Here is a 24,972-nt window from a genome sequence, read left to right as displayed (position 1 = left end):
CGCCCGATCCGGGGCGCGGTTCCAATCTGTCGCGAGGTCCGACAGGCCTTACGCCTTGTCGTCGTCCTCGTCATCCTCACCGTCATCGTCCGGCAGGTTGAAGAAGCTCTCGGCGTCGTATTCCTTCTCCGGTTCCGCCTTCTCCGTGTCGTCCCCGCCCAGGCTGAACGTCTCCAGCCCCTCGATGGCCGTCGGCATCCGCGGCTCGACATCCGATTCCAGGCTCTGCTCGGTCGACAGCAGCTTGCGGCGCTCGTCATCGTCCATCGCCTGGCCTTCCTTGGCCTTCTTCGCGGCAGCCTTCTGCACGGCGGCATCCAGCTCTGTCTGCTTGCACAGGCCCAGCGCCACCGGGTCGATCGGCTGCATGTTCGAGATGTTCCAGTGGGTGCGCTCGCGAATCGTCTGGATCGTCGGCTTGGTGGTGCCCACCAGCCTGGCGATCTGCGCATCGGCCAGCTCGGGATGGAATTTCACCAGCCACAGGATCGCGTTCGGCCGGTCCTGCCGCTTCGACAGCGGGGTATAACGCGGCCCGCGGCGTTTCTCCTCGCCCACGGCGGCGGCGTTGAACTTCAGCTTCAGCCTGTGCAGCGGGTCCTTTTCCGCCTTGTCGATATCGTCCTGCGTCAGCTGGTTGTTGGCGACGGGATCGAACCCCTTCACCCCGGCGGCCACGTCGCCATCGGCGATCCCCTGGATCTCCAGCTCGTGCATCCCGACGAAATCGGCGATCTGCTTGAAGCTGATCGTGGTGTTGTCCACCAGCCAGACGGCGGTGGCCTTGGCCATCAACGGTTTCGACATTTCTCAAAGGCTCCTTCACGCATATCTTTCCCCTCGCCTGAAACGGCGGTCCCGGGGGCCGGGACGGGTTCTCGTTGTCGGGGAACTTGGCGGCTATATAGTAGCCCCGAACACAAAAAGAAAGAGCGAACATGCGCGCGCTTTTCGCCCTGCTTTTCCTTGCCGCCCCGGCGCTGGCCGACGGCGACCGCCCCGGCGACTTCGACTATTACGTCCTGTCGCTCAGCTGGTCGCCCACCTGGTGCGCGCTCGAAGGCGACGACCGCGCCTCGCCCCAATGCGACGCGGCGCGTGACCATGGCTGGATCCTGCACGGCCTCTGGCCGCAATACCACCGGGGCTGGCCCGAACACTGCCAGTCGCCCGAACGCCCGCCGTCCCGCGCCATGACGAACGACATGGCCGACATCATGGGCACATCCGGCCTCGCATGGTACCAGTGGAAGAAACACGGCACCTGCTCGGGCCTCTCCGCCCCCGCCTATTACGCCCTGTCACGAGAGGCCTACGACCGCATCACGAGGCCGGAGGTCTTTCGCAAACTGAAAGACCCGGTCAAGCTCCCTGCCTCCGTGGTCGAAGAAGCGTTCCTCAAGGCCAACCCCACGCTCGAGCCCGACGGCATCACCATTACCTGCCGCGCGGGCCGCATCCAGGAGGCCCGCATCTGCCTTTCCCGCGACCTCTCCCCGGTCCCCTGCGGCCGCGACGTGATCCGCGACTGCACGCTGGACGACGCGCTATTCGATCCGATTCGCTAAGAGCCTGCCACGCGCCTCTGCGCCTGTAACCTTTGCCACTGCGTAAAGGACCGACTCGCGAACGTTGCTGCCGTTAAAGACGGAGGCTATCGTCAGCCCCTGGGGTGATGATCCGACGGCAGTTATGAAGCACTTTATGCCTGCCAAAGACATCCTCGGAATGATCGTTGCGCCCAGCCCCCGCCAAATCGCCAGCCCGTGGGAGGGCCTGACGATGGCCGGGCCGCTTCGCGGCTGTTAATCGGCTGGATGGTCAAACCCAATGTCGGGCTCGAAACCACCTTTGTCTTTAGCGTCCAAAGCTCACCTGCGAAACGACCCCGCGACCACCCACTCAAAACACCCGCAGCACCAGCACCACAACCGCCACCGGCACCAAGAGCACATGCAGCACCATGTCGAACCAGTTGCTGCTGCCCCAGCCCATGACCCACGCCAACTGCCCCAGAACGGCCACCCCCGCCAGAAACCAGTTCCCCGTCACCAGCGCATAAAGGCACACCGCCAGCACCATCCCCGCCACCGGCACCGGCGCATAGCCGACCCGGTACACATCCACCGGGATCACCCCGAACGCACAAGCCAGGAACGCCACGTAGGCACACAGGAACACCGCGATCTCCACGCCCGAAAACCCCGGCACGTCCCAACCAACCGACACCGCCACATGCCGCAGTGCCAGCGCCGGCAGCATCACCCCGAACGGCGCCAGCACCGCCACCGCGCCATTCACCGCCACGGTATCGCGCCACAAGACGCCGACCAGAACCGCGGCCACCAGCGCCAGCCCGGCGGCCAGCGAGGACGACAGCACCAGCCCGCTCAGCGCGAACACCACCCAGCCCAGCACCACCGCCACGCCCAAAGTCGCCCCGACGCCGCTCATTGCGCCGCCACCCAGGCACCGTTCAGCACATGCGCCCGCAGCCCCGTCTTGTTCCCGACCGAATAGGCCAGCGCGATCTCGCCGCCCTCCAGCCGCCGCAACATCGGATACCGCGCCCCCGCCCCGTTCGGCGCCAGCTCCCGCAGGACCCGCCAGTTGTCCCCTTCATCCTCGGACAAGAGCAACCGCAGCCGGTCGCCACCATCCGGATCGTCATTGGCCGCCATAAGGATCCGTCCACCGCCCAACGCCAGCGCCGCCACCGGCGCGCTCGGGTTCGGCATGTCGGAGGGCATCACTTCAGACCACGTCCTGCCGCCATTTTCCGTATGGCTCACCAACAGCTTCCCCGAGGGCGCGAAATCCCGCAGCCACGCCACCGCCCGGTTCTCGCCCAAGGGCACGATCATCGGCTGAATCGGCTGACCCTTGCCCGCCATCCGCGCCGTATCCCGCACCCGGCCACCCGGCCCGAACCGCACCAGAACCCCATGCGCCGCGCCCATCTCGAAATAGGCCGGCAATCCCACGCTCCCGTCGGCAAACGCCACCATCGGCGCCTTCACCAGGTGCGAGCGGTTCAAAAACGGCGACAGGTTCAGCTTGCGGGCCCGCACAGGCCCGCCCGCCCCCATCTCCACATTCGCGACCGAGGCCATGGCCCAGCCTCCGACCGACACCACCGTGGCGAACACACGGCCCGGGACGCGCTCGTTCTCCACCGTGTTGCCCAGCGTCACCACCAGCTGCGGCGGCTCCATCGCCTCGCCCAGCGCGCCCCGCGTGATCCGCACATCCCGCCCGGCCACCTGCCAGCCCTCCGGCCCGCGCCGGACCGCGGCGCCATGTATATCCACATCCGCCTGCGCCTCCTGCGAGCCCTCGAACCACAACACGTCGAACCCGTCCCCGGTCACCACCACCGACGCCGAATGCGCCTGGCCTACCGCGACATCGTACGCGAACACCGTCTCGAACCGCGGCACACCCGTCTCCGGCACCTTCTCCGGCACGGCAAAGCGCCAGACCGGCGGCACGTCGCGCGCCACCGCCCAGGCGCTCAGGCCGATGCTCAGCGTCATCAGGCAAAGGATCACCACCTGCGCCGCACCCATCGCCTCAGCCCACCTTCAAAACGATCTTGCCGATATGCGCGCTCGTCTCCATCCGCGCATGCGCCTTCGCGGCCTCCTCCAGCGGAAACTCCGAATCCATCACCGGCCCCACGCGCCCGGCGGCCAGCAAGGGCCAGATCTCCCGCCGCAGATCCTCCGCGATCCGCGCCTTTGCCAGCCCGCTCTGCGGCCGCAGCGTCGAGCCGGTAATGGTCAGCCGCCGCGTCATGACCTGGGTAAAGTCCATTTCCACCTCCGGCCCCTGCAGAAACGCGATTTGCACCAACCGTCCCTCGTCCGCCAGCGCCGCGATGTTGCGGGGCAGGTAATCTCCACCCACCATGTCCAGGATCAGATCGGCGCCCCCGCGCACCCGCATCTCCTCCACGAAATCCACCTCGCGATAGTTGAACGCCCGCTCCGCGCCCAATTCCTCGCACACCCGGCATTTCTCGTCCGACCCCGCCGTCGCGAAGACCCGCGCGCCCCGCGCCGCCGCAAGCTGGATCGCCACGGTCCCGATCCCGCTCGACCCGCCCTGCACAAGAAAGCGCTCGCCGGCCTGCAACCGCCCCCGGCCAAACACATTGGTCCACACGGTAAAGAACGTCTCCGGCAGACAGGCCGCCCGGTCCATCCCCATGCCCCCGGGCACCGGCAGGCAATGCGCGGCGTCCGTCACCACGGCTTCGGCATACCCGCCGCCCGGCACCAGCGCACAGACCCGGTCGCCAACGCCCCACCCGTTCACGCCCGGCCCGAGTGCCGCGATCTCGCCCGACACTTCCAGCCCCGGCAGATCGCTCGCCCCCGGCGGCGGATCGTACATCCCCGCCCGCTGCAACGCATCGGGCCGGTTCACTCCGGCATAGGCCACCCGGATCACCACCTGACCATGCGAGGGCTTCGGCCAGTCCCGCTCGGCCAGCGCCAGCACCTCCGGCCCGCCCGGCGCGGTGATCTCGATAACCTTCATCCTGTCCGGCATCATCTTTCCCCGTCGCCCCGTCGTACCAGCCCCCCCGGAAAAAGCAACAAACGGCGCCCGCAAGCACCGCTCCGGAGACCCCAGGGCCCCACCTTTTCCTCTGGCCAAAAATATCCCCGCCGGAGGCTCCCGCGGGTGCCACCGGGCGCGCCGCCCGCCCGCACCGGGTAGGGTGGGTGACAACCCACCACTCCCACAAACGAAAAACCCGCTACCGCGTCCAGCGCCCCGGCAACCCGCCGGTCCGCCCCGGCGCCGGCTTGCGGATCTTCGAGAACACCGACAGCGGCCCGGCCATCAACCCGCTCACCAGGCGGTTCTCGCGCGCCTTCGCCTTGACGTTCTCGATACGCATCACGTCCTCGATCCGCCGGTCCAGAAACGCCCAGGTTCGCGCATGTCCTTCACTTTCATCCCCCAGCCAGTAAAGCACCGTGGACGAATAGACCCCCGACAGGGTCGCCCGCTTCGTGTACCAGTTGACGTCATCCGAGGTATCGCCCAGCGCATCCCAGATCTTGTCGCAAGTGTCCCAGATCGCCCGGGCCCCGTCCATCGCGTGATGCGGCAGCGCAAACAGCGTCACGCCCCGGCGCACCAGTTCCTTGTCCTCCACGACCTCCAGCCGAAACCGCACCGCCGCGGCCACCTTGTCGCGAAACCGCATCTGGTCCAGCTCCGCAGCCTCCAGCCGCGCCAGCATCGCGGCGTCGCCTTCCTCGTGATAAGCCAGCGCGAGGTCGACGGCACCGCGCGGACAGGCCGCTTTCACCAGGCTGCGCGAAATGCCGGCATCCTCGGCGGCGGCACGCAGGCTCGCCTCGCTCCATCCGTCGAAGGGAACATGCGGCTTGATGCTCTCCAGAAGCCGCGCCTTGGTATCTGATGAACGCTGGGTCATGCGCTGAATGTAGGGCGGCGATCGCTCCACGGCAACAACGCGCAATCGCCCTGGCGGACACGGTCGCGACCAGGGAACATTTGCCCGGGTGGCCCCCGGTTGCGAAACGCGAATCCGTCACGACGTCGCGTCGTTCCACCCGCGCCCGGCGCCCGCGCGCAAAATATCGCCAGCTTGCCGCCCAATTTCTGCACTTTTTTGCCGGAACCATCGCCGCGTCCGCATTTGCTTGCGCTGTTTGCTGCGTCGGTCGACATAACGGCGCGCCGATCACAACTACAGGGTTACAACGATGTCCGTCGCCGACAGTTACGAACGCCAGATGCTCGACCTCATCAATGCCGAGCGCACGTCGCGCGGCCTCGCGCCCCTCACGCTTGAACTGCGCCTGAACGAGGCCAGCGAGGATCACAGCACCTGGATGGACGACACCCTGATCTTCAGCCACACCGGGGTCGACAACTCCAATCCCGGCGACCGGATGCGCGACGCGGGTTTCGTCTTTTCCGGCAACTGGACCTGGGGCGAGAACATTGCCTGGCAATCCGAGCGCGGCGCACCGGGCCTCTCGGACGACGTGGTGGACCTGCACAACGGCCTGATGAACAGCCCGGGCCACCGCGCCAACATTCTCAATCCCGATTTCGAGGTGATCGGCCTCGGCATCGAGACCGGCTTCAACCGCGGCTACGAGGCCGTCTATGTCACCCAGGTCTTCGCCCGCACCAGCGCGCCGCTGCAGCTCGACGTGGTCGCTAACGACCCGCCGCCGCCGGATGAAAACGGTCCGGACGCCGAACTGATCGGAACCGACTCCGACAACCGCCTCGAAGGCGGCGTCGGGAACGACACGCTCATCGGCCTGGGCGGCGACGACACCCTGCGCGGCGAAGGCGGCGCAGACGAAATCAATGCCGGCGACGGCGCCGACACGGTCTATGCGCATGACGGCGGTGACGAGGTGAATGGCGGGATGGGCAACGACATGCTCGACGCCGGCAAGGACGCCGACATGATTAAGGGAGGCGTCGGTAACGACACGCTGATCGGGGCATCCGGAAATGACACGCTCTCGGGCGGTTCGGGTGACGACTCGCTCGACGGAGGCTCCGGCAAGGACCGCCTGCGCGGCGGGTCGGGTGACGATATGATCTACGGCGGCAGGGGGTCGGCCAAGGACACGCTGCTCGGCGGGGCGGGGAACGACCTACTCGACGGTGGCAACGGCAAGGACAAGCTGTTCGGCGAGGCCGGCAACGATGTTCTGCTCGGTGGCGGCGGCGAGGACGTCTTCGTGTTCACCTCCGGCGATGACGACGTACTCGATTTCGATCCGTCGCTGGCCAGGGAACGCATCGACCTCGGCGAGACCGCCGCGATCACCAGTTACTGGGACCTCATGAACGGCGGCCATATCTACCAATCCGGCAGCGCGACCGTTATCGACGACCTCGACGGCAACACGATGACGCTCCACAACGTCTCGCTGGACGACCTTCAATCGGGCGACTTCATATTCTGATCCGGGCGCGGGCCACGTGCCCGCCCCCGTCTGAAGGCTGGACAAGCCCGCCGCGGTTTGCTAGACGGCCACTTCCTGCACTTTATGCAACTTCAACCTAGAAAGGTGGTGACAACCACATGCAGGTCAGTGTTCGCGACAACAATGTCGATCAGGCGCTTCGTGCCCTGAAAAAGAAACTGCAGCGTGAGGGCGTTTTTCGCGAGATGAAGCTTCGGCAACATTTCGAGAAGCCGTCCGAGAAAAAAGCGCGCGAAAAGGCCGAGGCTATCCGCCGCGCCCGCAAGCTCGCACGCAAGAAGGCCCAGCGCGAAGGTCTCCTCTAGGACCCGCCGCCAAGGCCACACGCATTGTCATGACGACCCCCGGGCACCCGCTTCGGGGGTTTGTCTTTATTTCAGGGGGCACTCCCCCGTTTTGGAATCAGCCGTCCGCGCCTATATGATGGCGCAACCCGAACCCGTTGAGATCTAGCCGATGACCGATTCTGCGCCCATCACCCAGGATGTCCTGACCATCCCCCGCAAGCTGCCCGAGGGGCCGATCAACCTTGTCGGCCTCACCCGCGACGCCCTGCGCGACACGCTCGTCGCCCACGGCACCCCGGAAAAGCAGGCCAAGATGCGCGTGAACCAGATCTGGCAGTGGATCTACCAGTGGGGCGTGCGCGACTTCGCCGCCATGACCAACCTCTCCAAGGCCTACCGCGCCGAGCTGGCCGAGAAATTCGTCATCGAGATCCCCGAGATCGTCGACCGCCAGGTCAGCGCCGACGGCACCCGCAAGTACCTGGTGCGAATCGCCGGCGGGCATGAGGTCGAAACCGTCTATATCCCTGAGGAAGACCGCGGCACGCTCTGCATCTCCTCCCAGGTCGGCTGCACCCTCACCTGCTCCTTCTGCCACACCGGCACCCAGAAACTGGTGCGCAATCTGACCGCCGGCGAAATCATCGGCCAGGTCATGCTGGCGCGCGACGATCTGGACGAATGGCCCAAACCCGGTGTCGGCATGGGCACCGATGGCCCGCGCCTTCTGTCGAACATCGTGCTGATGGGCATGGGCGAGCCGCTCTACAATTTCGACAACGTCCGCGACGCCATGAAAATCGCGATGGACGGCGAAGGCATCGCGCTCTCGCGCCGCCGCATCACGCTGTCCACCTCCGGCATCGTCCCGGAAATTCACAAGACCGCGCAGGAAATCGGCTGCATGCTCGCCGTCAGCTTCCACGCCACCACCGACGAGGTTCGCGACAAGCTGGTGCCGATCAACCGCAAATGGAACATCGCCGCCTTGCTGGATGCGCTCCGCGCCTATCCCAAGGCCTCGAACTCCGAGCGGATCACGTTCGAGTACGTCATGCTCAAGGACGTCAACGATTCAGACGCCGACGCCCGCCGCCTCGTGAACCTGATCAAGGGCATCCCGGCCAAGATCAACCTGATCCCTTTCAACGAATGGCCCGGCGCCCCGCACCAGCGCTCCGACTGGGACCGGATCGAGAAATTCGCCGACATCATCTACAAGGCCGGCTACGCCTCGCCCATCCGCACGCCAAGGGGCGAGGACATCATGGCCGCCTGCGGCCAGCTCAAATCCGCCACCGAACGCCAGCGCAAGTCCCGCCGCGAGATCGAGGCCGAGGCCGGCCTGTAGGGCGGGGTTCCACCCCGCCTGCCCGCCGACCGCCCGCACATCCCTAAAAGACTGGAATACCAATATGGCCCGCGACGTCGAACTGCTTCTCTGCCCCGTCAACCTGCGCCACGCCGAAACCAACACCAACGCCTATGACGAGGCCGTCGCGATGGCCCGGCGCCGCAATGCCAGGCTCATCGTGGCCACCGTCGCCCCCGAAATGGAGCGGAATCTCAACATCCGCGACTCCGAGGCCTATTGGTCCCAGCAACTGGCGAAGTTCGTCAAAGACAACCCCGCCGAGGGCGTGGAGGTCGAGACCATCGTGCGCAAGGGCGCGGTGCACCGCCAGATCGTCAGGCTGGCCTGCGAGCGCAAGGTCGACGTCATCGTCATGAACTCGGCCAACCCCAAGGTGCAGGATTACCTGCTGGGCACCACCGCCAGCCACGTCGTCACCCACGCCGAATGCTCGGTGTTTGTCGTGCGCGCCTGATCTCGCGCGCGCGCAAACGCCCCGGCAAGCTCAAGGTTGCGGTCAGGGATGACAGTGCTAAGTGTCTGACAAACCAAAGACCAGCACTGGACGATCGATGTTTCTTCTGACCCGTATCCTGTTCGTGGCCGCGCTCGGCCTGATTTTCCTGGCGCCGGCCAGCGCACAGGAGGCCGACGTGCCCTCCGCCGAGGCGCAGCAACTCATCGATCTTCTCGAAAATCCCGAGGCCCGCGAGGCGCTGATCCAGTCGCTGCGCGGCGCCGCCGAGACCACCACGAACGAGGTCGTCGACCCGGAGGAAGACACCTCCGTCGGGCGCCAGCTGGCCGACTTCACCAAGTCCTTCTTCGAGACCGCTGCCAATTCCATCGGTGCCGCCTTCGGCGCGGTCATCGCCCTGCCCAACACGCTCATGGCGCTGGATGGCGGCAATCTCGACGTGCTGTGGGAGGCGCTTCAGGCGCTGGCCCTCGTCATAGCGGTCACCGTCGCCGCCTACCTTCTGCTGCGGGCCGGGGCGCGGTTGATCTATCGGCGCATGGGCGACAAAGCCCATGACTGGGGCTTCGTGCGGACGCTTGCCGTGGTCATCGCCACGACCCTCATCGACGTGCTGGTTGTCCTCGCCGCCTGGGGGCTGGGCTATCTCGCCGCGCTCTACTTCTACGGCGAAACGGGCGTCATAGGCCTGCGTCAGACGCTCTATCTCAACGCATTTCTCATCGTCGGACTGGCCAAGGTGGCCATCCGCGCCGTCCTGTCGCCCACCACGCACGAGTTGCGCTTCATCGCCATCTCCGACAAGGCCGCCCGGCGCATGTCGGCATGGTTCAGCAACATCGCCTCGGTCATCGGCTACGGCCAGCTTCTGATCGTGCCCATCGTCAACCGGCAGGCCTCCTACGCCGCCGGGCGGGGCATCTCGACCCTTCTTGCCTTCGTCGCCATCGCCATGGCCGCCATCCTGGTGGTCCGCTCACGCAAGGAGGTCACCGGCTGGATCCTCGGCCCCACCCCCGAAGAGCGGCCCAGCGCCCTGCGCTTCATCGCGCGCAACTGGTACATTCCCGTGCTGCTCTACCTCGCCGGCCTCGCAGTGATCGTGGCCGCCCGGCCCGATGGGCTGATCCTGCCGCTGCTGCTGAACTCGGCACAGGTGGTCGGCATCATCGTGCTGGGCATCCTGCTCTCCGGCGGGCTCTCGCGCTTCGCGTCGCGCGGGATGCACATGCCGCTGAACGTCAGCAGCCGCATGCCCACGCTCGAGCCGCGCATAAACTCGCTCCTGGGTCGCGTGATCCAGGTCGTGCGCATCTTCATCGTGATCGGCGTGCTGGCCTTCGCGCTTGATGCCATCGGCCTCTGGGACATCTCCGGCTTCATGCGCAGCGAGTTCGGGGTCCGGGCCGCCGGCGCCATCGTCAGCATCGCGTTCATCCTGTTGACCGGCGCGATCCTGTGGCTGGCGCTGGTGTCGTGGGTCGACTATCGCCTCAACCCCGAGTTCGGCACCGCCCCCACCTCGCGCGAGATCACGCTACTGACGCTCCTGCGCAATGCGGCGACCATCGCGCTCATGGTCATCATCCTGATGTTCGTTTTGGCCGAGCTTGGCGTCGATATCGCCCCGCTCATCGCGTCGGCCGGTGTGCTGGGCCTCGCCATCGGTTTCGGTGCGCAAAAGATGGTGCAGGACATCATCACCGGCATCTTCATCCAGTTCGAGAACGCCATCAACGTGGGCGACGTCGTCACGCTGGGCGGCACCACCGGCACGGTCGAGAAACTGACCATCCGCTCTGTCACCCTGCGCGACTTGCACGCCGTGGTCCACGTGATCCCGTTCTCCTCCGTGGACATGGTTTCGAACTACGTGCGCGACTATTCCTACTTCGTCGCGGATGTGGGCATCGCCTACCGCGAGAACGTCAACGAGGGCAAAGAGGCCATGGTCGACGCCTTCGAGGAACTGTGCGCGACCGAGGCCGGCGAAAACATCACCGGCGAGTTCGAATGGTTCGGGGTGCAGTCGCTGGGCGACAGCGCCGTGGTGCTGCGTGCCAGGATCAAGACCGTGCCGGGCACGCAATGGGGCATCGGCCGTGCCTATAACGAGATCTGCAAGCGGATCATGGACGAACGCGGGATCGAGATCCCCTTCCCGCACCAGACCGTCTATTTCGGCGAGGACAAGGTCGGAGCCGCCACCCACCTGCGGCTGGAACATCAGACGGTCGACACCAAACCCGCCGAAACGTCCGACCAGCTGCCGGCGAAGGACACCAAGAAGACCCCCGACCCCCATCTCGACATGAAAGACGACCCCGACACCTGACGGAGTCGGCGCACCCGCCATGCCCGGCGTTATCTAAGCAGAAAATGTTCCGGAAACTTGCGCATTCTCCGGGCGGCACCGTGCGGTCAGTTAACCCGACAAACCTGCGCAAACGGCACCGTCGCGATACCACCTAAATACCGACGCGATACCGACACGCGATTTCGGTGATCGAAGCGGCGGTTAACCAATCTGTCGGCAATTTGCAGAAATCTTTTCCGCGCCACATTTCGGGACGATTGTCGCCACGTCGCAGAATTATCCCCGTCTCATCAACCTATTTGTGGAAGGGTAGGAAACGATGGGACTCGAAACCAAGAATGACATCCGCGATTTCGTCATGCGCGAACGCCTCCGCTGCGTCTCGGACCGGGAATGGAAATTCCGGCTGCGCGGCTACGGCTTTGCCATCCGCGACACCGAGCAGGGCCCGATGGTCACCTCGCTGACCGGCCGCGGCGATCTCTGCACGCTGGGCGCCGCCGCCTGATACCGCGGTTACAGGGTTGAATTTCCGCGCCGCACGGTATTCGCTGTGGCAAATCGGAAAGGACATCCATGACATCCTATCTCGGCGTGATCGGTGGCTCCGGCCTCTATCAGATCGACGGCCTGCAATACCCTGAATGGGTCACGGTGGACACGCCATGGGGCGCGCCCTCCGACCAGATCCTGACGGGGATGCTGGGCGACACATACATGGCCTTTCTGCCCCGTCACGGGCGCGGCCATGTGCACAGCCCCTCGACGGTGCCTTACCGCGCCAATATCGACGCGCTCAAGCGTCTGGGCGCGACCGACATCATCAGCGTCTCCGCCTGCGGCTCGTTCCGCGAAGAGATGGCACCGGGCGATTTTGTCATTGTGGATCAATTCATTGACCGCACCGTCGCCCGCGAGAACTCCTTTTTCGGTCATGGCTGCGTCGCCCATGTCAGCGTGGCCCATCCCACCTGTCCCCGCCTTGGCGCGGCTTGCGCCGAGGCCGCCCGTGCAGCCGGTGTAACGGTGCACGAGAGCGGCACCTACCTCGCCATGGAAGGCCCGCAATTCAGCACGCTGGCGGAATCGAAAATGTACCGCGACAGCTGGGGCGCCGACGTCATCGGCATGACCAACATGCCCGAGGCCAAGCTCGCCCGCGAGGCCGAGCTTTGCTACGCCTCCGTCGCCATGATCACCGATTACGACAGCTGGCACCCCGACCACGGAGAGGTCGACGTCACGCAGATCATCGCCACGCTTCTGGGCAACGCCGACAAGGCCCGCGACATGGTCGCCCGCCTGCCCGCCCTGCTGGGCTCCGAGGACCGCGACGCCTGCGCCCATGGTTGCGACCGGGCGCTCGAACACGCCATCCTCACCGCACCAGATGCCCGCGACCCCGCCCTCGTGTCCCGCCTCGACGCGGTCGCAGGCCGCGTTCTTTAGAAAGGCTTAACTTCATGCCTCTAGACCTGTGGCTGACCTTCGTCGCGGCGACAATCGCGCTCCTGCTGATCCCCGGACCGACCGTCTTGCTGGTCCTGTCCTACGCCCTCAGCCAGGGCAGGCGAATCGCCGTCGCCTCGGCCACAGGCGTCGCCCTGGGCGATTTCGTGGCGATGACCGCGTCCCTTCTGGGGCTCGGCGCATTGGTGCTGGCCTCGGCCACGCTCTTTACCGTGCTGAAATGGATCGGCGCGGTCTACCTGGTGTATCTCGGGATCAAGCTTCTGCGCAGCGCCCCCAGCGCCGGCCTGGGCCAGGTCGCAACCGGCGCCAAACCCACCAGCGGCGTCTTCTGGCACGCCGCCGCCGTTACCGCGCTGAACCCCAAGTCCATCGCCTTCTTCATTGCCTTCGTCCCGCAATTCGTCAGCGTCGACAGGGCCCTGGCCCCGCAATTCGCCATCCTCATCGCCACCTTCGTCGGTCTCGCCTGGCTCAACGCGCTGGCCTATGCGCTTCTGGCCGACCGCCTGCGCCAGACCATCGGGCGTCCCTCGGTCATCACCTGGCTCACCCGCGGCGGCGGCGCGGCGCTCGTGGGGATGGGCGTGATGACAGCCGCCCTGCGCCGCACCGCGTGAGCGGCGCGCCCGGCACCGTCCTCATCCTCGGGGCCGATGGCTTCATCGGCCGCCATCTCGCCTTCGGTTTGCGCGACGCGGGCTGGGACGTGCTCGCCTGCGCCCGCCGCACCGCGCGCCTGAAACACATGGGGTTCAGCACGTTGCAGGTCGATCTCACCGACCCCCGGGCCCACGATCCTGCCTTCTGGCGCAACCACCTCACCAGCGTCACCCACATCGTCAACAGCGCCGGCGTCCTCGACGCGCCCCAAGCTATCTATACAGCCGTGCACGTCACCGCCCCCGAGGCGCTCTATTCCGCGTGTCCCGACGCACAGGCCCTGCTGATCTCCGCCGTCGGCATCGACGGATCGGTCACCGACTTCGCCCGCTTTCGCCACGCGGGCGAGAAAATCGCCTTGGATCATAACGTTACCACCCTCCGCGTCGGCCTCGTTCTGGGCGAGACCTCTTATGGCGGCTCCTCTCTCGCCCGCGCTCTGGCGGCCCTGCCGCTTGTCACCCCGGTGGTCGGCGACGGCCAGCAGACCTTCAACCCGATCCACGCCGCCGACCTCGCCCGCGCCGTCGATCACCTGCTGCGCCATCCCCCCGGCCCCGGCCCGCATGACATCGGCGGTCCCGAGACGGTGACCCAGGCCGGAATGCTGCAATCCTTGCGCGCCTGGTTCGGCCTGCCCCCGACACGCCTGCTACGTCTGCCTGTCAAGCTGGCTGGCTGGATGGGGCGCGTCGGGGATCTCATGCGCCTCGGCCCCATCTCCGCCACCTCCGTCGCGCAGCTCCAGAACGGCGTCCTGGCCGACCATGCCAGGCTGACCGAGACCCTGCCGGAGAAACCGCGCGGCTTTTCCACCTTTCTCGCCGCACGTCCCGCCGGCACGCAGGATCTCTGGCACGCCCGGCTCTACCTCGCCCGTCCGGCTCTGCGCATCGTGCTGGCCCTTCTGTGGCTGGCCTCCGGCCTCCTGGGCCTCTTCCTGCCACGCGCCGACTTTCTGCCGCTCATTCCCGCCACGGCCCTGCCCGACACGGCGCTCGTCGTCATGGCCCGCGCGGGCGGTGTTCTCGACCTCGCCCTTGCCGCCGCGCTCTTCCGCGGCTGCCGCCCCCGCCTTGTCGCCGCGCTTCAGGCCGGGCTGGTGGGGGCTTACACCCTTGCCTTCACGACCCTCGCCCCCGGCCTCTGGCTTCTGCCCTTGGGCGGTCTGCTCAAGAACCTGCCCATCCTCGCCCTCATCGCGATCCACTTCATCCTCGAAGACGAGCGGTAGACATGGATCCGTACCTGATCACCAAATGGCTCCATATCCTCAGTTCCACCGTCCTCTTCGGCACCGGCGTCGGCACCGCCTTCCAGATGGTCTGGGCGATGCGCACGGGCCGGGTGCAGACCATCCACTCCGTCGCCTCTGGCGTGGTGGTGGCCGACTGGCTCTTCACCACCCCCGCCGGAATCGTTCAGCCGCTCACCGGACTTGCCCTCATCCACATGGCGGGCTTCGACCCGTTCGCGCCGTGGCTGCTGGCAACCTATGCGCTCTACCTTCTGGCTTTCCTCTGCTGGGCGCCCGTGGTGCGTCTGCAAATCCGCATCCGCGACCTCGCCGCCGAGGCCCTGCGCACCGACGCCCCCCTGCCGCAGGCCGCGCGCCGCGCCTACCGCATCTGGTTCGCCCTGGGCTGGCCCGCCTTCGCGGCGCTGACATGCGTCTTCTGGATGATGGTCACGAAACCCGCGCTCTGGTAGACGTATCAGCCGTTCTTCTTGATGAATTTCCGGATGAACCCGCGAATTTCCCGTGCGGCGCTGGTGTCCATCTCCTTGCAAAGCTCGATGAACGTGTCGCGGTCGTTCTTGTTCAGCCGCAGGATCAGCTGGCTGTCCTTCTTCCCGGCTTTCTTGTCGTCACTCTTGGCCACGCGAGCTCCTGATTTGCGTTTTCCGTCACCGGCTTGCCAAGGTATATACAAAGCATATGCAGCGTTGGCAAACCCTCTTGCATTTCAACTCCTTGCACGCCGAAACCCCGCCTATCTCAGCCAAACCTTGCGATTTTGCGCCAGTTGCGCCAAACGACAAGGCGGACAGGCCCAACCGGAGACCCCGCCATGCCCAACGCGAAAACGGTCAAGGATTACATCCGCACCATCGTCGACTTCCCGCATGAAGGCATCATGTTCCGCGATGTCACCACGCTATTCGCCGACCCGCGCGGGCTGCGTCTGGCGGTGGACCAGCTCCTGCACCCCTATGCGGGCATGGAGATCGACAAGGTCGCGGGGCTCGAGGCGCGCGGCTTCATCCTTGGCGGCGCGGTGGCGCACCAGCTGGCCAAGGGGTTCGTGCCCATCCGCAAGAAGGGCAAACTGCCCGGCAAGGTTATTTCCGAGGAGTATCTGCTGGAATATGGCGAGGCGATCGTCGAGATCCACGACGACGCCATCACCCCCGGCGAGAAGGTTCTGCTGGTCGATGACCTTCTGGCCACCGGCGGCACCGCCGAGGCCGGCATCCGGCTGATCGAGCGGCTGGGCGGCGAGATCGTCGGCTGCGCCTTCGTCATCGACCTGCCGGATATCGGCGGCCGCGCCCGGCTCGAAGCGCTCGGCATGGATGTCCACGCCCTTTGCGCCTTCGAAGGCGACTAGAGCGTTTCCGGGTCAGTCTGAATCATGCATCGCTTTTTGCGTTTGAAAAGGCAGCGAAAAGCGATTCAATGTTTCCCGGAAACGCTTTAAAGCTCCGCGTACCAATCGTCGATGATCTTCACCGCCTCCTCGGCGCTCTCGACGAACTGAAAGAGGTCAAGGTCCTGGGCGCTGATCGTGCCTGCATCCGCCAGGGCCTCCCAGTTGATGATGCGACGCCAGAACTCCTCGCCGAACAGCAGGAAGGGCACACGTTTCATCCGGTCCGTCTGGATCAGGGTCAGCGCCTCGAACATCTCGTCAAGCGTGCCGAACCCGCCGGGGAAGCAACAGATCGCCTTGGCCCGCATCAGGAAATGCATCTTGCGGATGGCGAAGTAATGGAAGTTGAAGCACAGTCCCGGCGTCACGTACTCGTTCGGCGCCTGCTCGTGCGGCAGCACGATATTCAGCCCGATCGACGTGCCGCCCGCATCCGCCGCCCCGCGGTTGCCCGCCTCCATCACGCCCGGCCCGCCACCCGTGGCCACGACAAACTCGCGGCCATAGCTCTGCATGGACTTCTCGGTCAGCATCTTGGCAAACGTTCGCGCCTCGTCATAGAACCGCGACAGGCCCGCCAGCGTCTCGGTCCGGGCGGTGTCCTTCAACGCAGGTGGCGGAATGCGCGCACCGCCGAACAACACCACCGTGCTTTCGATCCCGCGCTCGTTCAGGATCATCTCGGGCTTCAGCAATTCCAGCTGCAACCGCACGGGGCGCAACTCGTCGCGGCACAGGAAATCGTCATCGGCAAAGGCCAGACGATACGCCGGCGCACGGGTCTGCGGCGTGTCGGGCACCTGCGCGGCGGTGCTGCGGTCGGCCTCGGCGTCCCGGAACTGGCTATTGCGGTCGTCTTTCATCCTGCACTTCCCTGTTGGGTTCGTTTCCTCAGGCGTATAGGGTTCCGCACGATTTGCCTAGCCACGGGCGCGTGCGAAAGGGGTTGAAATGGACTGGAAAACCGAGATTGCAGCCGCGAAATTCCGCATTGCGCCGCACCTGCGCCGCACCCCGGTTGCCAATGTGTCGGGCTTCGATCTCGACCGCCCCATCGAGGTCAAGCTGGAGCACACCCAGCACACCGGCAGTTTCAAACCGCGCGGCGCGTTCAACACCCTCCTGACGCAGGACGTGCCCAAGGCCGGGATCGTCGCGGCCTCGGGCGGCAACCATGGCGCGGCGGTCGCCTTTGCCGCCGCAAAACTGGGCCACCGCGCCCGCATCTATGTCCCCGAAATGGCCGGCCCCGCCAAGATCTCCCTGATCCGCGACCAGGGCGCGGACCTGCATGTGGTCGAGGGCGCCTATTCCAACGCGCTGGACGCCGCCCGCGAATACGAGGCCGAAACCGGCGCGATGCAGATCCACGCCTATGACGCCCCCGCCACCGTGGTGGGCCAGGGCACCTGCATCGCCGAGTGGGAGGACCAAGGGCTGGAGGCCGACACGGTGCTGATCGCCGTGGGTGGCGGCGGGTTGATTGCGGGTACGCTCGCGTGGCTCGACGCGCGGCGCAAGGTCGTGGCGGTCGAGCCGAAAACCTGCGCCGCACTGAACGCGGCGCTCGAGGCGGGCAGGGGTGTCGATGTCGAAGTGTCGGGCGTGGCCGCCAACGCGCTTGGCGCCCGGCGCATCGGGTCGATCTGCCTCGAGCTTGCGCAGGCCCAGGACGTGACCGCCGTCACCGTCACGGACGACGCCATCACCGCCGCCCAGCACGCGCTCTGGAAAGATGCCCGCCAGCTTGTCGAACCCGCCGGGGCCACGGCGCTCGCGGCCCTGACCAGCGGCGCCTACCGGCCCGAAAAAGGCGAGCGCATCGCGGTCCTCATCTGCGGCGGAAACCTCGCGCCGGACCCCTATCGGCGGATTGACGCCGCATTTCCCGGCCCCGTCGCAGCGGCGGGAACACTCTTCGACACGACGCGTTGCAGCATCAGAATGCCAGCGGGCGCCCCGTCCGCATGGCGGGTACACGTGAGTAGGAGGAACACCCATGAAGACCCGACTTCTGAGCCTGACCCTAGCAGGAACCCTCGGCGCAGGCGCTGCACTGGCCGATGTCGATGCAACCGCCGTCACCGACCTGAACCTGCGCGCCGGCCCCAGCCCGGCACAACCCGTCATCGCCGTCATCCCCAATGCGGGGGCCGTCAGCATCCAGGGCTGCATCGAAGCAAGCTCGTGGTGCGAGGTCAACTATAACGGCACCCAGGGCTGGGCGTACGGCGACTATCTTGCCGCATCCACCGATGGCGGTTCGGTCCGCGTGATCGAAAACCGCAGCATGATCGAGGTGCCCACCGTCACCTACGAATACAGCGCAGCCGACACCGTTCAGGCGGGTGGCGCTATCAGCCCCTATGTCGGCGATACCTACGTTGCTCCGTCTGTCCCCGCGGACAACGCCCTGGTCTACGTGCGCAACAACCCGGTCGAGCCGATCTATCTCGACGGCGAGATCGTGACCGGCGCGACCCTCCCCGAAGTCGTGTCCCTGCAACCTGTCCCCGAAACCGAGTACCGTTATGCCTATGTGAATGGCGTACCGGTTCTGGTGGAGCCGGCGGAGCGCCGCGTGGTCTACGTGGTGCGGTAACGCCTCTTTCAAAGCAGTGCACTCAGGCGGGCGTTCCTTGGACGCCCGCCTTTTCGTGCCTACGCGACCGGACCTGCCGCGAAAGCATGGGGCAGCGTCGCATTGCGATCTTCCCCGTCCGCCCGTATAGGGCATTCCAACACAACACGACCTGCACCGGGAGCACGCAACAGATGTCCAACGCACAGCTTGAAACCGCCATCGAATCCGCCTGGGAGACCCGCGACCAGATCACGCCCAGCACCGGCGGCGAAACCCGCGAGGCGATCGAGGCGACCCTGAACGCGCTCGACAGTGGCGAACTCCGCGTGGCCGAGCGTCGTGACAACGGCGACTGGCACGTCAACCAGTGGGCCAAGAAGGCCGTGCTTCTGGGCTTTCGCCTGAAAGACATGGAGCCGCAGGCCGGCGGCCCGCAGGGCAGCACCTGGTGGGACAAGGTCGACAGCAAGTTCAAGGGCTGGGGCGATGCCGAATGGAAAGCCGGCGGCTTCCGCGCCGTGCCGAACTGCATCGTGCGCAAATCGGCCTATATCGCGCCGGGCGTGGTGCTGATGCCATCTTTCGTGAACCTCGGCGCCTACGTGGACGAGGGCACGATGGTCGACACCTGGGCCACCGTAGGCTCGTGCGCGCAGATCGGCAAGGGTGTGCACCTGTCGGGCGGCGTCGGCATCGGCGGCGTGCTGGAACCGATGCAGGCCGGCCCCACGATCATCGAGGACAACTGCTTTATCGGCGCGCGGTCGGAGGTGGTCGAAGGCTGCATCGTGCGCGAAGGCTCGGTTCTGGGCATGGGCGTCTATATCGGCAAGTCCACCAAGATCGTCGACCGCGAAACCGGCGAGGTCGTCATGGGCGAAGTTCCTCCCTACTCGGTTGTCGTGTCGGGCTCGATGCCGACCAAGAACAACCTCAACCTCTACTGCGCCGTGATCGTCAAGCGGGTGGACGAACAAACCCGCTCCAAGACCGCCATCAACGAGCTTTTGCGCGACTGATCCCTGCGTGGCAGGCCCGGCACGAGGTCCTCATGGCCAAAGACCCTGACAAGAAAAAACCCCAGCAGGTCTTCACCCTGCTGGTCGAGATCGGCCGCAAACAGGGCGACGGCCTGCCCGACACCGCCACCGGTGCCGCGCTGGTGGTTTATGCCTCCGGCGTCGACGAGGCCGAGGCGGTGCGCGAAACCGTGGCGATCCTGAAACAGGCCGACACCGCGCCGCTGGATGTCTCGGGTTACGGCACGCTTGACGAGCGTTTGGCCGAGGGCCATGAAATCAGCGACGACGAAAAAGAGCTCATGCAACGCGCGCTGGACGAGAACGCCGTAATCGTCGCCCAGATGACGCCCTTCTACGATTGACCCCGCGCGAACCTCAGGCCGCGCGGCTGGTCGCCAGCGTCACCGCCTCGAACGGTTTCAGCACAGGCCAGACGGGCTTGGCGTGCTCCGGCAGGCGGTTGCGGTCGAACGCGGCCAGGACACTGGACGCAATCGCTTCGGAATTGCGCCGCATCCGGCCGATATAAAGACTCTCCAGCGCGCATCCCGCCGCCAGCACGGCCTCGTGACCCGGCAACAGAAGGTGATGATAGGTCACTAGGTCGGGCCCTTTGGCGTGAAAGGCCGAGCGGTCGTTCACAAGATGCCGCGCCGGCACCAGCACCGCCTCGCGGCCGAACATGTATTCCACTTCGCTGCCATGCATCACCAGCCGCTGCTGCGGCGACACCACGATATCCTGCGTCAGCTTGAAGAACGGCGCCCGCAGGCGGATTGGCCGGAAACTGCCACGCGCGGGCACGGTGCGTTTGACCACCTGCAACACCGGCACGCGCTGGCCGTCATCCGTCACCACGATATCGCCGCGCCTGATCTCGCTCGCCGGGCGCTCGCCGCGGTCGGTCAAGATCGGCACCTGCGCGGTCAGCGCGGGCAACGGCCCGACCGGCTCGATCTTGTCCGAAAGGGCCAGAAACACCACTTCTTCGTCGACTTCGAAATTGCAGCCATGCGCGAAGATGGCGTTAAGGTCGTCGACCGGCAGCGGCAAGGTGGCATTAAGCGCGACACTCTCCACCTGGTCGGTCTCGGGCCGTTCCAGCGTCAGCCGGGCCCAGCCTTGCGCGCTGTCCCACGAATAGGTCAGCCGCAGGATATCCAGCCGCCCGTCGCCTTTCAATCGCAGGGTTGCATGGCAGATATCGTCGCCCTGCGCGTCCACCAGCACGATCCCGCCCTGCGGCACCGCCTGGATCGAGAACACTCCCGGCATCGGCCATGTCCGCCGGAACGCCAAGAGGGTCTGCGGCCGCGCCTCGGCCGAGATGCGCGTCTCGATCACAAGGCTGCCCCGGTGCACCACCCTGTCCGCGCCCGTCTCGGTCAGCCGCGGGTCCAGCTTGAACCAGCCGTCATTTCTGTCTCGAAGTCCGATCCAACCCATCGTCATGCCGCCCATTTTCTGGAAAGGATCTGCGCCTCATAGCCGCGCAGCATCCGTCGTGCCGCGGGGCTGTACCCTTCGGCGGTTTCAATATTCAACTCGGGGAACAGCTTGCAGATCTCGTGCACGATCTCGGCCTCGAAACTGTTCTTGATCTGCGGTCCGGGCAGGAAGCTCTCGGTCGGCAGACCTTCGGACATGATCACCTGGTGTCGGTCGAACAGCAGGTGAAAATAATCGACGCGCTCGACCTCGACACGCCGCACGCTGCCGTCGTTCACAAGGTCCTTGGCCGCCACCAGCACCTCGCGCTCGCCGAACAGCAGCTCGGCCAGGCTGTCCCGGATCAGCACGCGGTGCAATGGCGACAGCCACAGCTCATTATGCTCGCCGAACGTACCCGCCGCGATGCGGATCGGCGCATAGGCCGCCGCTCCCGCAACCTCCCGGTGCCCGACCCAGCGCAGAGGTTGCAGGCCGTCGTCCCGGGTCACCACCAGGTCTCCCACCCGCAACTCCTCGACCGGCACCTCGCCCTGCTCGCACAAAATACGCGACCCGCGCACAAGACAGGGGATCGAATTCAGCGTGACAAAGCCGGTATCGGTCTGCCCGGTTGCACTCTGCACCGTGTAGGTAAAGTTGACTTCCTCTACATCCCCGTCGCCCACGACCGTGATGGTGCCGTCCGCGTTCAGCTGAACCGTCTGGCCCGTGGCCAGGGTGACGGTGCTGCCCGCCACGACGTTCTGCCCGTTGATCTGGGTGATCGTCAGCGCGCCGCTGGTGTTGTTCACATCGTTGTCCAGCACGTCCAGCGTCTTGGATCCGGTCGGAAACAGGTTCGATACATCGTCCTGCGCCACCAGTGTCGTCTGCACGCTGTTGCCCGCGATGATCAGGGTCGAATCGTAGTTGGCATCCGTCACGTCCGCGATGCCGATGCGTATCGAGTTCACGTCGCCGGAATTGACCGGAATGGTCAGCGTCATCGTGACGGTGAATCCATCCATCTCGGTGTTGTACTGGTCCGAGGTATTGTCGACGTAGAGGTTCGCGTTCGACCCGGCATTGAGGTTGTTGGGGTCGATATCCCCGTCCCCTACGCTCAGCGGGACTTGCGTGCCGTTGATCCAGACTCCTACGAAGTCCTGAAAGGATCCCATCGCGTATTCGGGGAACTCTTCCGAGGCGAAGACGAATTGCATCGTCATCACATCTCCGGTCGGGATGAAATCGACGTCGAGGTAAGAGGCGTCGTAGGTATTTGTTCCAGCCGCCGCGTTGAACATCGGGTCGTTGTTGGGACCGCTGGAACTCGTCGTCGTGTTGGTGGACTGGTTGGAATCGTTCGACCACCACCAGGTCGAGTTGGTAAACCCGCTCAGGTCACCCGTCGAGAACATCACCCCGGTGTCCGACGGCATCACCCCTGGCGAGACGGAATTGCCCTGTGTGTAGATCCCCGATGAATCGTTATCGCCGGTGTAGGAGGCGCCGAGCACCTGAACGCCGTCGCCAAAGATCGTCTCGGCCATTTCTCTCGCCGACGCACGATCGTCTATAGGGATTTCGACGCCCCTGACCATACTGCCCACCTCATCATTGTCCAAGGTCAGCGCATGCCAAGAATCGGCTTTTCCGGTGATCCGGTCTGACACGCTGCGGCTTTGATTTATTGTGCCTGCTTGCGTGTCGGGCGATTTGCCCAGCTGCTCTTTGTGCCCTGCCTCGGGTCGTTTATTAAGGATGCGTTAGCACGTTTGCCGCGCCTTGTTAAGAATTTCGACGGTCCTGTCGCGCAGGTGATGCTTTTCCGCCGCTCCGGGTTTGCGGTCTCGCCCCAGTCGCGCTAGGTCAGCGGAAATGCCCCACAGGATGAATCCACATGCCGCAGGACACCCCCCGATAGATCCCGTCGACCTGACCGCGCAGCTGGTGCGCTGCGCTTCGGTCACGCCCGAGGAAGGCGGCGCGCTCGTGCTGCTGGAAGAACTCCTTTCAGCGGCCGGATTCACCTGCACCCGCGTCGACCGCAGCGGCATTGCCAACCTCTATGCCCGCTGGGGCGACAAGGCCGCCACACGCAGCTTCGGTTTCAACGGCCATACCGACGTGGTGCCGGTGGGCGACGCCGCGGCCTGGACGGCTGATCCCTTCGGCGCCGAGATCCGCCAGGGCCAGCTCTGGGGCCGGGGCGCCACCGACATGAAATCCGGCGTCGCCGCATTCGCCGCGGCCGCCATCGACTTCGTGCGCAACACGCCCCCCGACGGTGCCGTGATCCTTGCGATCACCGGCGACGAGGAAGGCGACGCCCGCGACGGCACGCTTGCCCTGCTCGACTGGATGCAAACCGAGGGCGAAGCGATGACCGACTGTCTGGTGGGTGAACCAACCTGCCCGGAAATCATGGGCGAGATGATGAAGATCGGCCGCCGGGGCTCGCTTTCCGCCTGGATCACCCTCACCGGCGTGCAGGGCCATTCCGCCTATCCGCACCGCGCCTGCAACCCGCTGCCCGCCATGGCGCGGCTGGTGGACCGCCTGTCGTCGCACAAGCTGGACGAGGGCACCGACCATTTCGACCCTTCGACCCTGGCCGTGGTGACCATCGACACCGGAAACCCGACCACCAACGTCATCCCCGAAACCACGCGCATGACCGTGAACATCCGCTACAACGATGCTCATAGCGGCGACAGCCTGACCAACTGGCTGCAATCGGAACTCGATGCGGTGTGCGAGGTGTTCGGCGTGCGCGGCGACATGCAGGTCAAGAATTCCGGCGAAAGCTTCCTCACCCCACCGGGTCCGCTGTCGGATCTCGTGGCAAGCGCGGTCGAGGCCGAGACGGGCGTCACGCCCGTCCTGTCGACCAGCGGCGGCACCTCGGATGCACGCTTCGTCAAGGATCACTGCCCGGTGGTGGAATTCGGCCTCGTGGGACAGACAATGCACCAGGTCGACGAACGAGTCGAAGTGGCGCAGATCGAACAGCTCAAGGCGATCTATGCCCGCATCCTGAAAGACTATTTCGCGTGATCCGGCGACAGCTTGTCGTCATGCTGAAAAACCCGCGCCCGGGCCGCGTCAAAACCCGCCTGGCCCGCGATATCGGCACGATCGACGCAACTTGGTGGGTCCGCCACCAGACCGCCCGCCTGTTGCGCCGCCTGCGCGATCCCCGCTGGTACCTCGTGCTGGCCGTCGCCCCGGACGTGGCAGGCATGACCAGCCGCGCTTGGCCTGCCGACCTTGAACGCACGCCCCAGGGCCCCGGCGATCTCGGCGCCCGCATGGCCCGGGTCATGCGGACCCGCCCGCCCGGCCCGGTCTGCATCGTCGGCGGCGACATTCCCGGCATCACCCGCGCTCACATCGCCCGCGCCTTTGCCACCCTCGGGCGGCAGGACGCGGTCTTTGGCCCTGCCCCCGACGGCGGCTATTGGCTGATCGGGCTGAAGCGCACGCGCGCCGTGCCCGCCGGTTTCCTGCAGGGCGCCCGCTGGTCCACCGAACACGCGCTGGCCGACAGCAGGGCGACCTTGCCGGACGCGCGCATCGGTCTTGTCGATACGTTGCGGGACGTGGATACGGTCGACGACCTTCGCCCCGTCTGACCCGCCCTGCCCCGAAAAAGCAGGGCGTCTCTCCCGGTTCCGCAATCTTCGCATGGAACGCCCCCCACCTTCG

Annotated in this window: 26 protein-coding genes and 2 pseudogenes; 19 read left to right on the top strand and 9 right to left on the bottom strand. The window is 65.7% G+C overall.

Annotated features, from left to right (window positions below; all coding sequences use genetic code 11):
* Nucleotides 1-48: 48 nt before the first annotated feature.
* Nucleotides 49-807 (bottom strand): DUF1013 domain-containing protein, encoded by a 759-nt coding sequence (locus tag ACSQ76_RS01580; RefSeq protein WP_306128633.1) that lies wholly within the window; start codon nt 805-807, stop codon nt 49-51.
* A 131-nt stretch (nt 808-938) separates the two neighbouring features.
* On the opposite strand from ACSQ76_RS01580, the gene ACSQ76_RS01575 reads away from it, so the two are divergent.
* Nucleotides 939-1,568, top strand: coding sequence for a ribonuclease T2 family protein (locus ACSQ76_RS01575; RefSeq protein WP_437155190.1), 630 nt, complete (start codon nt 939-941; stop codon nt 1,566-1,568).
* 334 nt (nt 1,569-1,902) lie between these two features.
* Here ACSQ76_RS01575 and ACSQ76_RS01570 read toward each other — a convergent pair whose 3' ends face one another.
* The 4 genes from ACSQ76_RS01570 to ACSQ76_RS01555 form a co-directional block, all read right to left on the bottom strand.
* Entirely contained in the window at nt 1,903-2,454 is a 552-nt protein-coding gene (locus tag ACSQ76_RS01570) for a hypothetical protein (RefSeq protein WP_437155189.1), read from the bottom strand.
* Nucleotides 2,451-3,569: an exo-alpha-sialidase gene (locus ACSQ76_RS01565; RefSeq protein WP_437155188.1), complete on the bottom strand. Its 1,119-nt coding sequence runs from the start codon at nt 3,567-3,569 to the stop codon at nt 2,451-2,453. Before ACSQ76_RS01565 ends, ACSQ76_RS01570 begins: the two co-directional genes overlap by 4 nt.
* A gap of 4 nt (nt 3,570-3,573) precedes the next feature.
* Nucleotides 3,574-4,557, bottom strand: a complete 984-nt coding sequence (locus ACSQ76_RS01560; RefSeq protein ID WP_437155187.1) for an NAD(P)H-quinone oxidoreductase — start codon at nt 4,555-4,557, stop codon at nt 3,574-3,576.
* A 211-nt stretch (nt 4,558-4,768) separates the two neighbouring features.
* A complete protein-coding gene (locus ACSQ76_RS01555; protein ID WP_437155186.1) occupies nt 4,769-5,458 on the bottom strand; it encodes a COQ9 family protein in 690 nt (229 codons plus the stop codon).
* 292 nt (nt 5,459-5,750) lie between these two features.
* Here ACSQ76_RS01555 and ACSQ76_RS01550 point away from each other — a divergent pair, with 292 nt between their 5' ends.
* The 10 genes from ACSQ76_RS01550 to ACSQ76_RS01505 all read left to right on the top strand — a co-directional run bounded on the left by ACSQ76_RS01550 (nt 5,751) and on the right by ACSQ76_RS01505 (nt 15,280).
* Nucleotides 5,751-6,980, top strand: a complete 1,230-nt coding sequence (locus tag ACSQ76_RS01550; protein ID WP_437155185.1) for a CAP domain-containing protein — start codon at nt 5,751-5,753, stop codon at nt 6,978-6,980.
* Nucleotides 6,981-7,099: 119 nt separating this feature from the next.
* Nucleotides 7,100-7,306, top strand: coding sequence for a 30S ribosomal protein S21 (gene rpsU, locus ACSQ76_RS01545; protein WP_007818122.1), 207 nt, complete (start codon nt 7,100-7,102; stop codon nt 7,304-7,306).
* A gap of 151 nt (nt 7,307-7,457) precedes the next feature.
* A complete protein-coding gene (gene rlmN / locus ACSQ76_RS01540) occupies nt 7,458-8,639 on the top strand; it encodes a 23S rRNA (adenine(2503)-C(2))-methyltransferase RlmN (protein ID WP_437155184.1) in 1,182 nt (393 codons plus the stop codon).
* Nucleotides 8,640-8,703: 64 nt separating this feature from the next.
* Complete coding sequence (locus ACSQ76_RS01535; protein WP_437155183.1) at nt 8,704-9,117, top strand: universal stress protein; 414 nt, start codon at nt 8,704-8,706, stop codon at nt 9,115-9,117.
* 97 nt (nt 9,118-9,214) lie between these two features.
* On the top strand, nt 9,215-11,455 hold the full coding sequence (locus tag ACSQ76_RS01530) for a mechanosensitive ion channel domain-containing protein (protein ID WP_437155182.1): 2,241 nt from the start codon (nt 9,215-9,217) through the stop codon (nt 11,453-11,455).
* A gap of 301 nt (nt 11,456-11,756) precedes the next feature.
* Nucleotides 11,757-11,945, top strand: coding sequence for a hypothetical protein (locus tag ACSQ76_RS01525; protein ID WP_306128643.1), 189 nt, complete (start codon nt 11,757-11,759; stop codon nt 11,943-11,945).
* Between the two features lie 68 nt (nt 11,946-12,013).
* Nucleotides 12,014-12,886: an S-methyl-5'-thioadenosine phosphorylase gene (locus ACSQ76_RS01520; protein WP_437155181.1), complete on the top strand. Its 873-nt coding sequence runs from the start codon at nt 12,014-12,016 to the stop codon at nt 12,884-12,886.
* A 14-nt stretch (nt 12,887-12,900) separates the two neighbouring features.
* On the top strand, nt 12,901-13,527 hold the full coding sequence (locus ACSQ76_RS01515) for a LysE family translocator (protein WP_437155180.1): 627 nt from the start codon (nt 12,901-12,903) through the stop codon (nt 13,525-13,527).
* Nucleotides 13,524-14,804 (top strand): DoxX-like family protein, encoded by a 1,281-nt coding sequence (locus ACSQ76_RS01510; protein WP_437155179.1) that lies wholly within the window; start codon nt 13,524-13,526, stop codon nt 14,802-14,804. Before ACSQ76_RS01515 ends, ACSQ76_RS01510 begins: the two co-directional genes overlap by 4 nt.
* Before the next feature lie 2 nt (nt 14,805-14,806).
* Nucleotides 14,807-15,280 (top strand): DUF2269 family protein, encoded by a 474-nt coding sequence (locus tag ACSQ76_RS01505; protein ID WP_437155178.1) that lies wholly within the window; start codon nt 14,807-14,809, stop codon nt 15,278-15,280.
* 5 nt (nt 15,281-15,285) lie between these two features.
* Here the strand turns inward: ACSQ76_RS01505 and ACSQ76_RS01500 are convergent, their stop codons facing one another.
* The gene (locus ACSQ76_RS01500; RefSeq protein ID WP_306128648.1) at nt 15,286-15,453 is read right to left on the bottom strand and encodes a hypothetical protein; all 168 of its coding nucleotides are present in this window, start codon (nt 15,451-15,453) and stop codon (nt 15,286-15,288) included.
* Between the two features lie 189 nt (nt 15,454-15,642).
* On the opposite strand from ACSQ76_RS01500, the gene ACSQ76_RS01495 reads away from it, so the two are divergent.
* Nucleotides 15,643-16,182, top strand: a complete 540-nt coding sequence (locus ACSQ76_RS01495; protein ID WP_306128649.1) for an adenine phosphoribosyltransferase — start codon at nt 15,643-15,645, stop codon at nt 16,180-16,182.
* Nucleotides 16,183-16,268: 86 nt separating this feature from the next.
* Here ACSQ76_RS01495 and ACSQ76_RS01490 read toward each other — a convergent pair whose 3' ends face one another.
* Nucleotides 16,269-17,087: an LOG family protein gene (locus tag ACSQ76_RS01490; RefSeq protein WP_437155177.1), complete on the bottom strand. Its 819-nt coding sequence runs from the start codon at nt 17,085-17,087 to the stop codon at nt 16,269-16,271.
* An 88-nt stretch (nt 17,088-17,175) separates the two neighbouring features.
* Between ACSQ76_RS01490 and ACSQ76_RS01485 the strand changes: the two are divergent.
* The 5 genes and pseudogenes from ACSQ76_RS01485 to ACSQ76_RS01465 all read left to right on the top strand — a co-directional run.
* Nucleotides 17,176-18,087 (top strand): annotated as a pseudogene (locus ACSQ76_RS01485) (threonine/serine dehydratase); the annotation flags it as partial.
* A 136-nt stretch (nt 18,088-18,223) separates the two neighbouring features.
* Nucleotides 18,224-18,406: pseudogene (locus ACSQ76_RS01480) on the top strand (SH3 domain-containing protein); the annotation flags it as partial.
* A gap of 90 nt (nt 18,407-18,496) precedes the next feature.
* On the top strand, nt 18,497-18,826 hold the full coding sequence (locus ACSQ76_RS01475) for a DUF1236 domain-containing protein (protein WP_437158140.1): 330 nt from the start codon (nt 18,497-18,499) through the stop codon (nt 18,824-18,826).
* 173 nt (nt 18,827-18,999) lie between these two features.
* Complete coding sequence (gene dapD / locus ACSQ76_RS01470; RefSeq protein WP_437155176.1) at nt 19,000-19,827, top strand: 2,3,4,5-tetrahydropyridine-2,6-dicarboxylate N-succinyltransferase; 828 nt, start codon at nt 19,000-19,002, stop codon at nt 19,825-19,827.
* A 32-nt stretch (nt 19,828-19,859) separates the two neighbouring features.
* Nucleotides 19,860-20,192, top strand: a complete 333-nt coding sequence (locus tag ACSQ76_RS01465) for a hypothetical protein (protein WP_437155175.1) — start codon at nt 19,860-19,862, stop codon at nt 20,190-20,192.
* Between the two features lie 13 nt (nt 20,193-20,205).
* On the opposite strand, the gene ACSQ76_RS01460 is transcribed toward ACSQ76_RS01465, so the two are convergent.
* Together ACSQ76_RS01460 and ACSQ76_RS01455 are read right to left on the bottom strand one after the other, a co-directional pair.
* Nucleotides 20,206-21,276: a Hint domain-containing protein gene (locus ACSQ76_RS01460; protein WP_437155174.1), complete on the bottom strand. Its 1,071-nt coding sequence runs from the start codon at nt 21,274-21,276 to the stop codon at nt 20,206-20,208.
* Between the two features lie 2 nt (nt 21,277-21,278).
* Nucleotides 21,279-22,865, bottom strand: coding sequence for a Hint domain-containing protein (locus tag ACSQ76_RS01455; RefSeq protein WP_437155173.1), 1,587 nt, complete (start codon nt 22,863-22,865; stop codon nt 21,279-21,281).
* A gap of 277 nt (nt 22,866-23,142) precedes the next feature.
* Between ACSQ76_RS01455 and dapE the strand changes: the two genes are divergently transcribed.
* Both dapE and ACSQ76_RS01445 read left to right on the top strand, forming a co-directional pair.
* Nucleotides 23,143-24,321 (top strand): succinyl-diaminopimelate desuccinylase, encoded by a 1,179-nt coding sequence (gene dapE, locus ACSQ76_RS01450; RefSeq protein ID WP_437155172.1) that lies wholly within the window; start codon nt 23,143-23,145, stop codon nt 24,319-24,321.
* Nucleotides 24,321-24,899 (top strand): TIGR04282 family arsenosugar biosynthesis glycosyltransferase, encoded by a 579-nt coding sequence (locus ACSQ76_RS01445; protein ID WP_437158139.1) that lies wholly within the window; start codon nt 24,321-24,323, stop codon nt 24,897-24,899. Before dapE ends, ACSQ76_RS01445 begins: the two co-directional genes overlap by 1 nt.
* The last annotated feature ends 73 nt before the right edge of the window (nt 24,900-24,972 follow it).

Origin of the sequence: Roseovarius sp. B08, from assembly GCF_051417955.1 — a bacterium.
Lineage (GTDB): Bacteria > Pseudomonadota > Alphaproteobacteria > Rhodobacterales > Rhodobacteraceae > Roseovarius.
The sequence above is the reverse complement of the archived record's forward strand: the minus strand, read 5'-3'. Positions and strand labels throughout refer to the sequence as shown.

Coding starts and splice junctions, on each gene's coding strand:
- ACSQ76_RS01580 (WP_306128633.1), bottom strand. CDS start 807: ATGTCGAAACCGTTGATGGCCAAGGCCACCGCCGTCTGGCTGGTGGAC.
- ACSQ76_RS01575 (WP_437155190.1), top strand. CDS start 939: ATGCGCGCGCTTTTCGCCCTGCTTTTCCTTGCCGCCCCGGCGCTGGCC.
- ACSQ76_RS01570 (WP_437155189.1), bottom strand. CDS start 2,454: ATGAGCGGCGTCGGGGCGACTTTGGGCGTGGCGGTGGTGCTGGGCTGG.
- ACSQ76_RS01565 (WP_437155188.1), bottom strand. CDS start 3,569: ATGGGTGCGGCGCAGGTGGTGATCCTTTGCCTGATGACGCTGAGCATC.
- ACSQ76_RS01560 (WP_437155187.1), bottom strand. CDS start 4,557: ATGCCGGACAGGATGAAGGTTATCGAGATCACCGCGCCGGGCGGGCCG.
- ACSQ76_RS01555 (WP_437155186.1), bottom strand. CDS start 5,458: ATGACCCAGCGTTCATCAGATACCAAGGCGCGGCTTCTGGAGAGCATC.
- ACSQ76_RS01550 (WP_437155185.1), top strand. CDS start 5,751: ATGTCCGTCGCCGACAGTTACGAACGCCAGATGCTCGACCTCATCAAT.
- rpsU (WP_007818122.1), top strand. CDS start 7,100: ATGCAGGTCAGTGTTCGCGACAACAATGTCGATCAGGCGCTTCGTGCC.
- rlmN (WP_437155184.1), top strand. CDS start 7,458: ATGACCGATTCTGCGCCCATCACCCAGGATGTCCTGACCATCCCCCGC.
- ACSQ76_RS01535 (WP_437155183.1), top strand. CDS start 8,704: ATGGCCCGCGACGTCGAACTGCTTCTCTGCCCCGTCAACCTGCGCCAC.
- ACSQ76_RS01530 (WP_437155182.1), top strand. CDS start 9,215: ATGTTTCTTCTGACCCGTATCCTGTTCGTGGCCGCGCTCGGCCTGATT.
- ACSQ76_RS01525 (WP_306128643.1), top strand. CDS start 11,757: ATGGGACTCGAAACCAAGAATGACATCCGCGATTTCGTCATGCGCGAA.
- ACSQ76_RS01520 (WP_437155181.1), top strand. CDS start 12,014: ATGACATCCTATCTCGGCGTGATCGGTGGCTCCGGCCTCTATCAGATC.
- ACSQ76_RS01515 (WP_437155180.1), top strand. CDS start 12,901: ATGCCTCTAGACCTGTGGCTGACCTTCGTCGCGGCGACAATCGCGCTC.
- ACSQ76_RS01505 (WP_437155178.1), top strand. CDS start 14,807: ATGGATCCGTACCTGATCACCAAATGGCTCCATATCCTCAGTTCCACC.
- ACSQ76_RS01495 (WP_306128649.1), top strand. CDS start 15,643: ATGCCCAACGCGAAAACGGTCAAGGATTACATCCGCACCATCGTCGAC.
- ACSQ76_RS01490 (WP_437155177.1), bottom strand. CDS start 17,087: ATGAAAGACGACCGCAATAGCCAGTTCCGGGACGCCGAGGCCGACCGC.
- dapD (WP_437155176.1), top strand. CDS start 19,000: ATGTCCAACGCACAGCTTGAAACCGCCATCGAATCCGCCTGGGAGACC.
- ACSQ76_RS01465 (WP_437155175.1), top strand. CDS start 19,860: ATGGCCAAAGACCCTGACAAGAAAAAACCCCAGCAGGTCTTCACCCTG.
- ACSQ76_RS01460 (WP_437155174.1), bottom strand. CDS start 21,276: ATGGGTTGGATCGGACTTCGAGACAGAAATGACGGCTGGTTCAAGCTG.
- ACSQ76_RS01455 (WP_437155173.1), bottom strand. CDS start 22,865: ATGGTCAGGGGCGTCGAAATCCCTATAGACGATCGTGCGTCGGCGAGA.
- dapE (WP_437155172.1), top strand. CDS start 23,143: ATGCCCCACAGGATGAATCCACATGCCGCAGGACACCCCCCGATAGAT.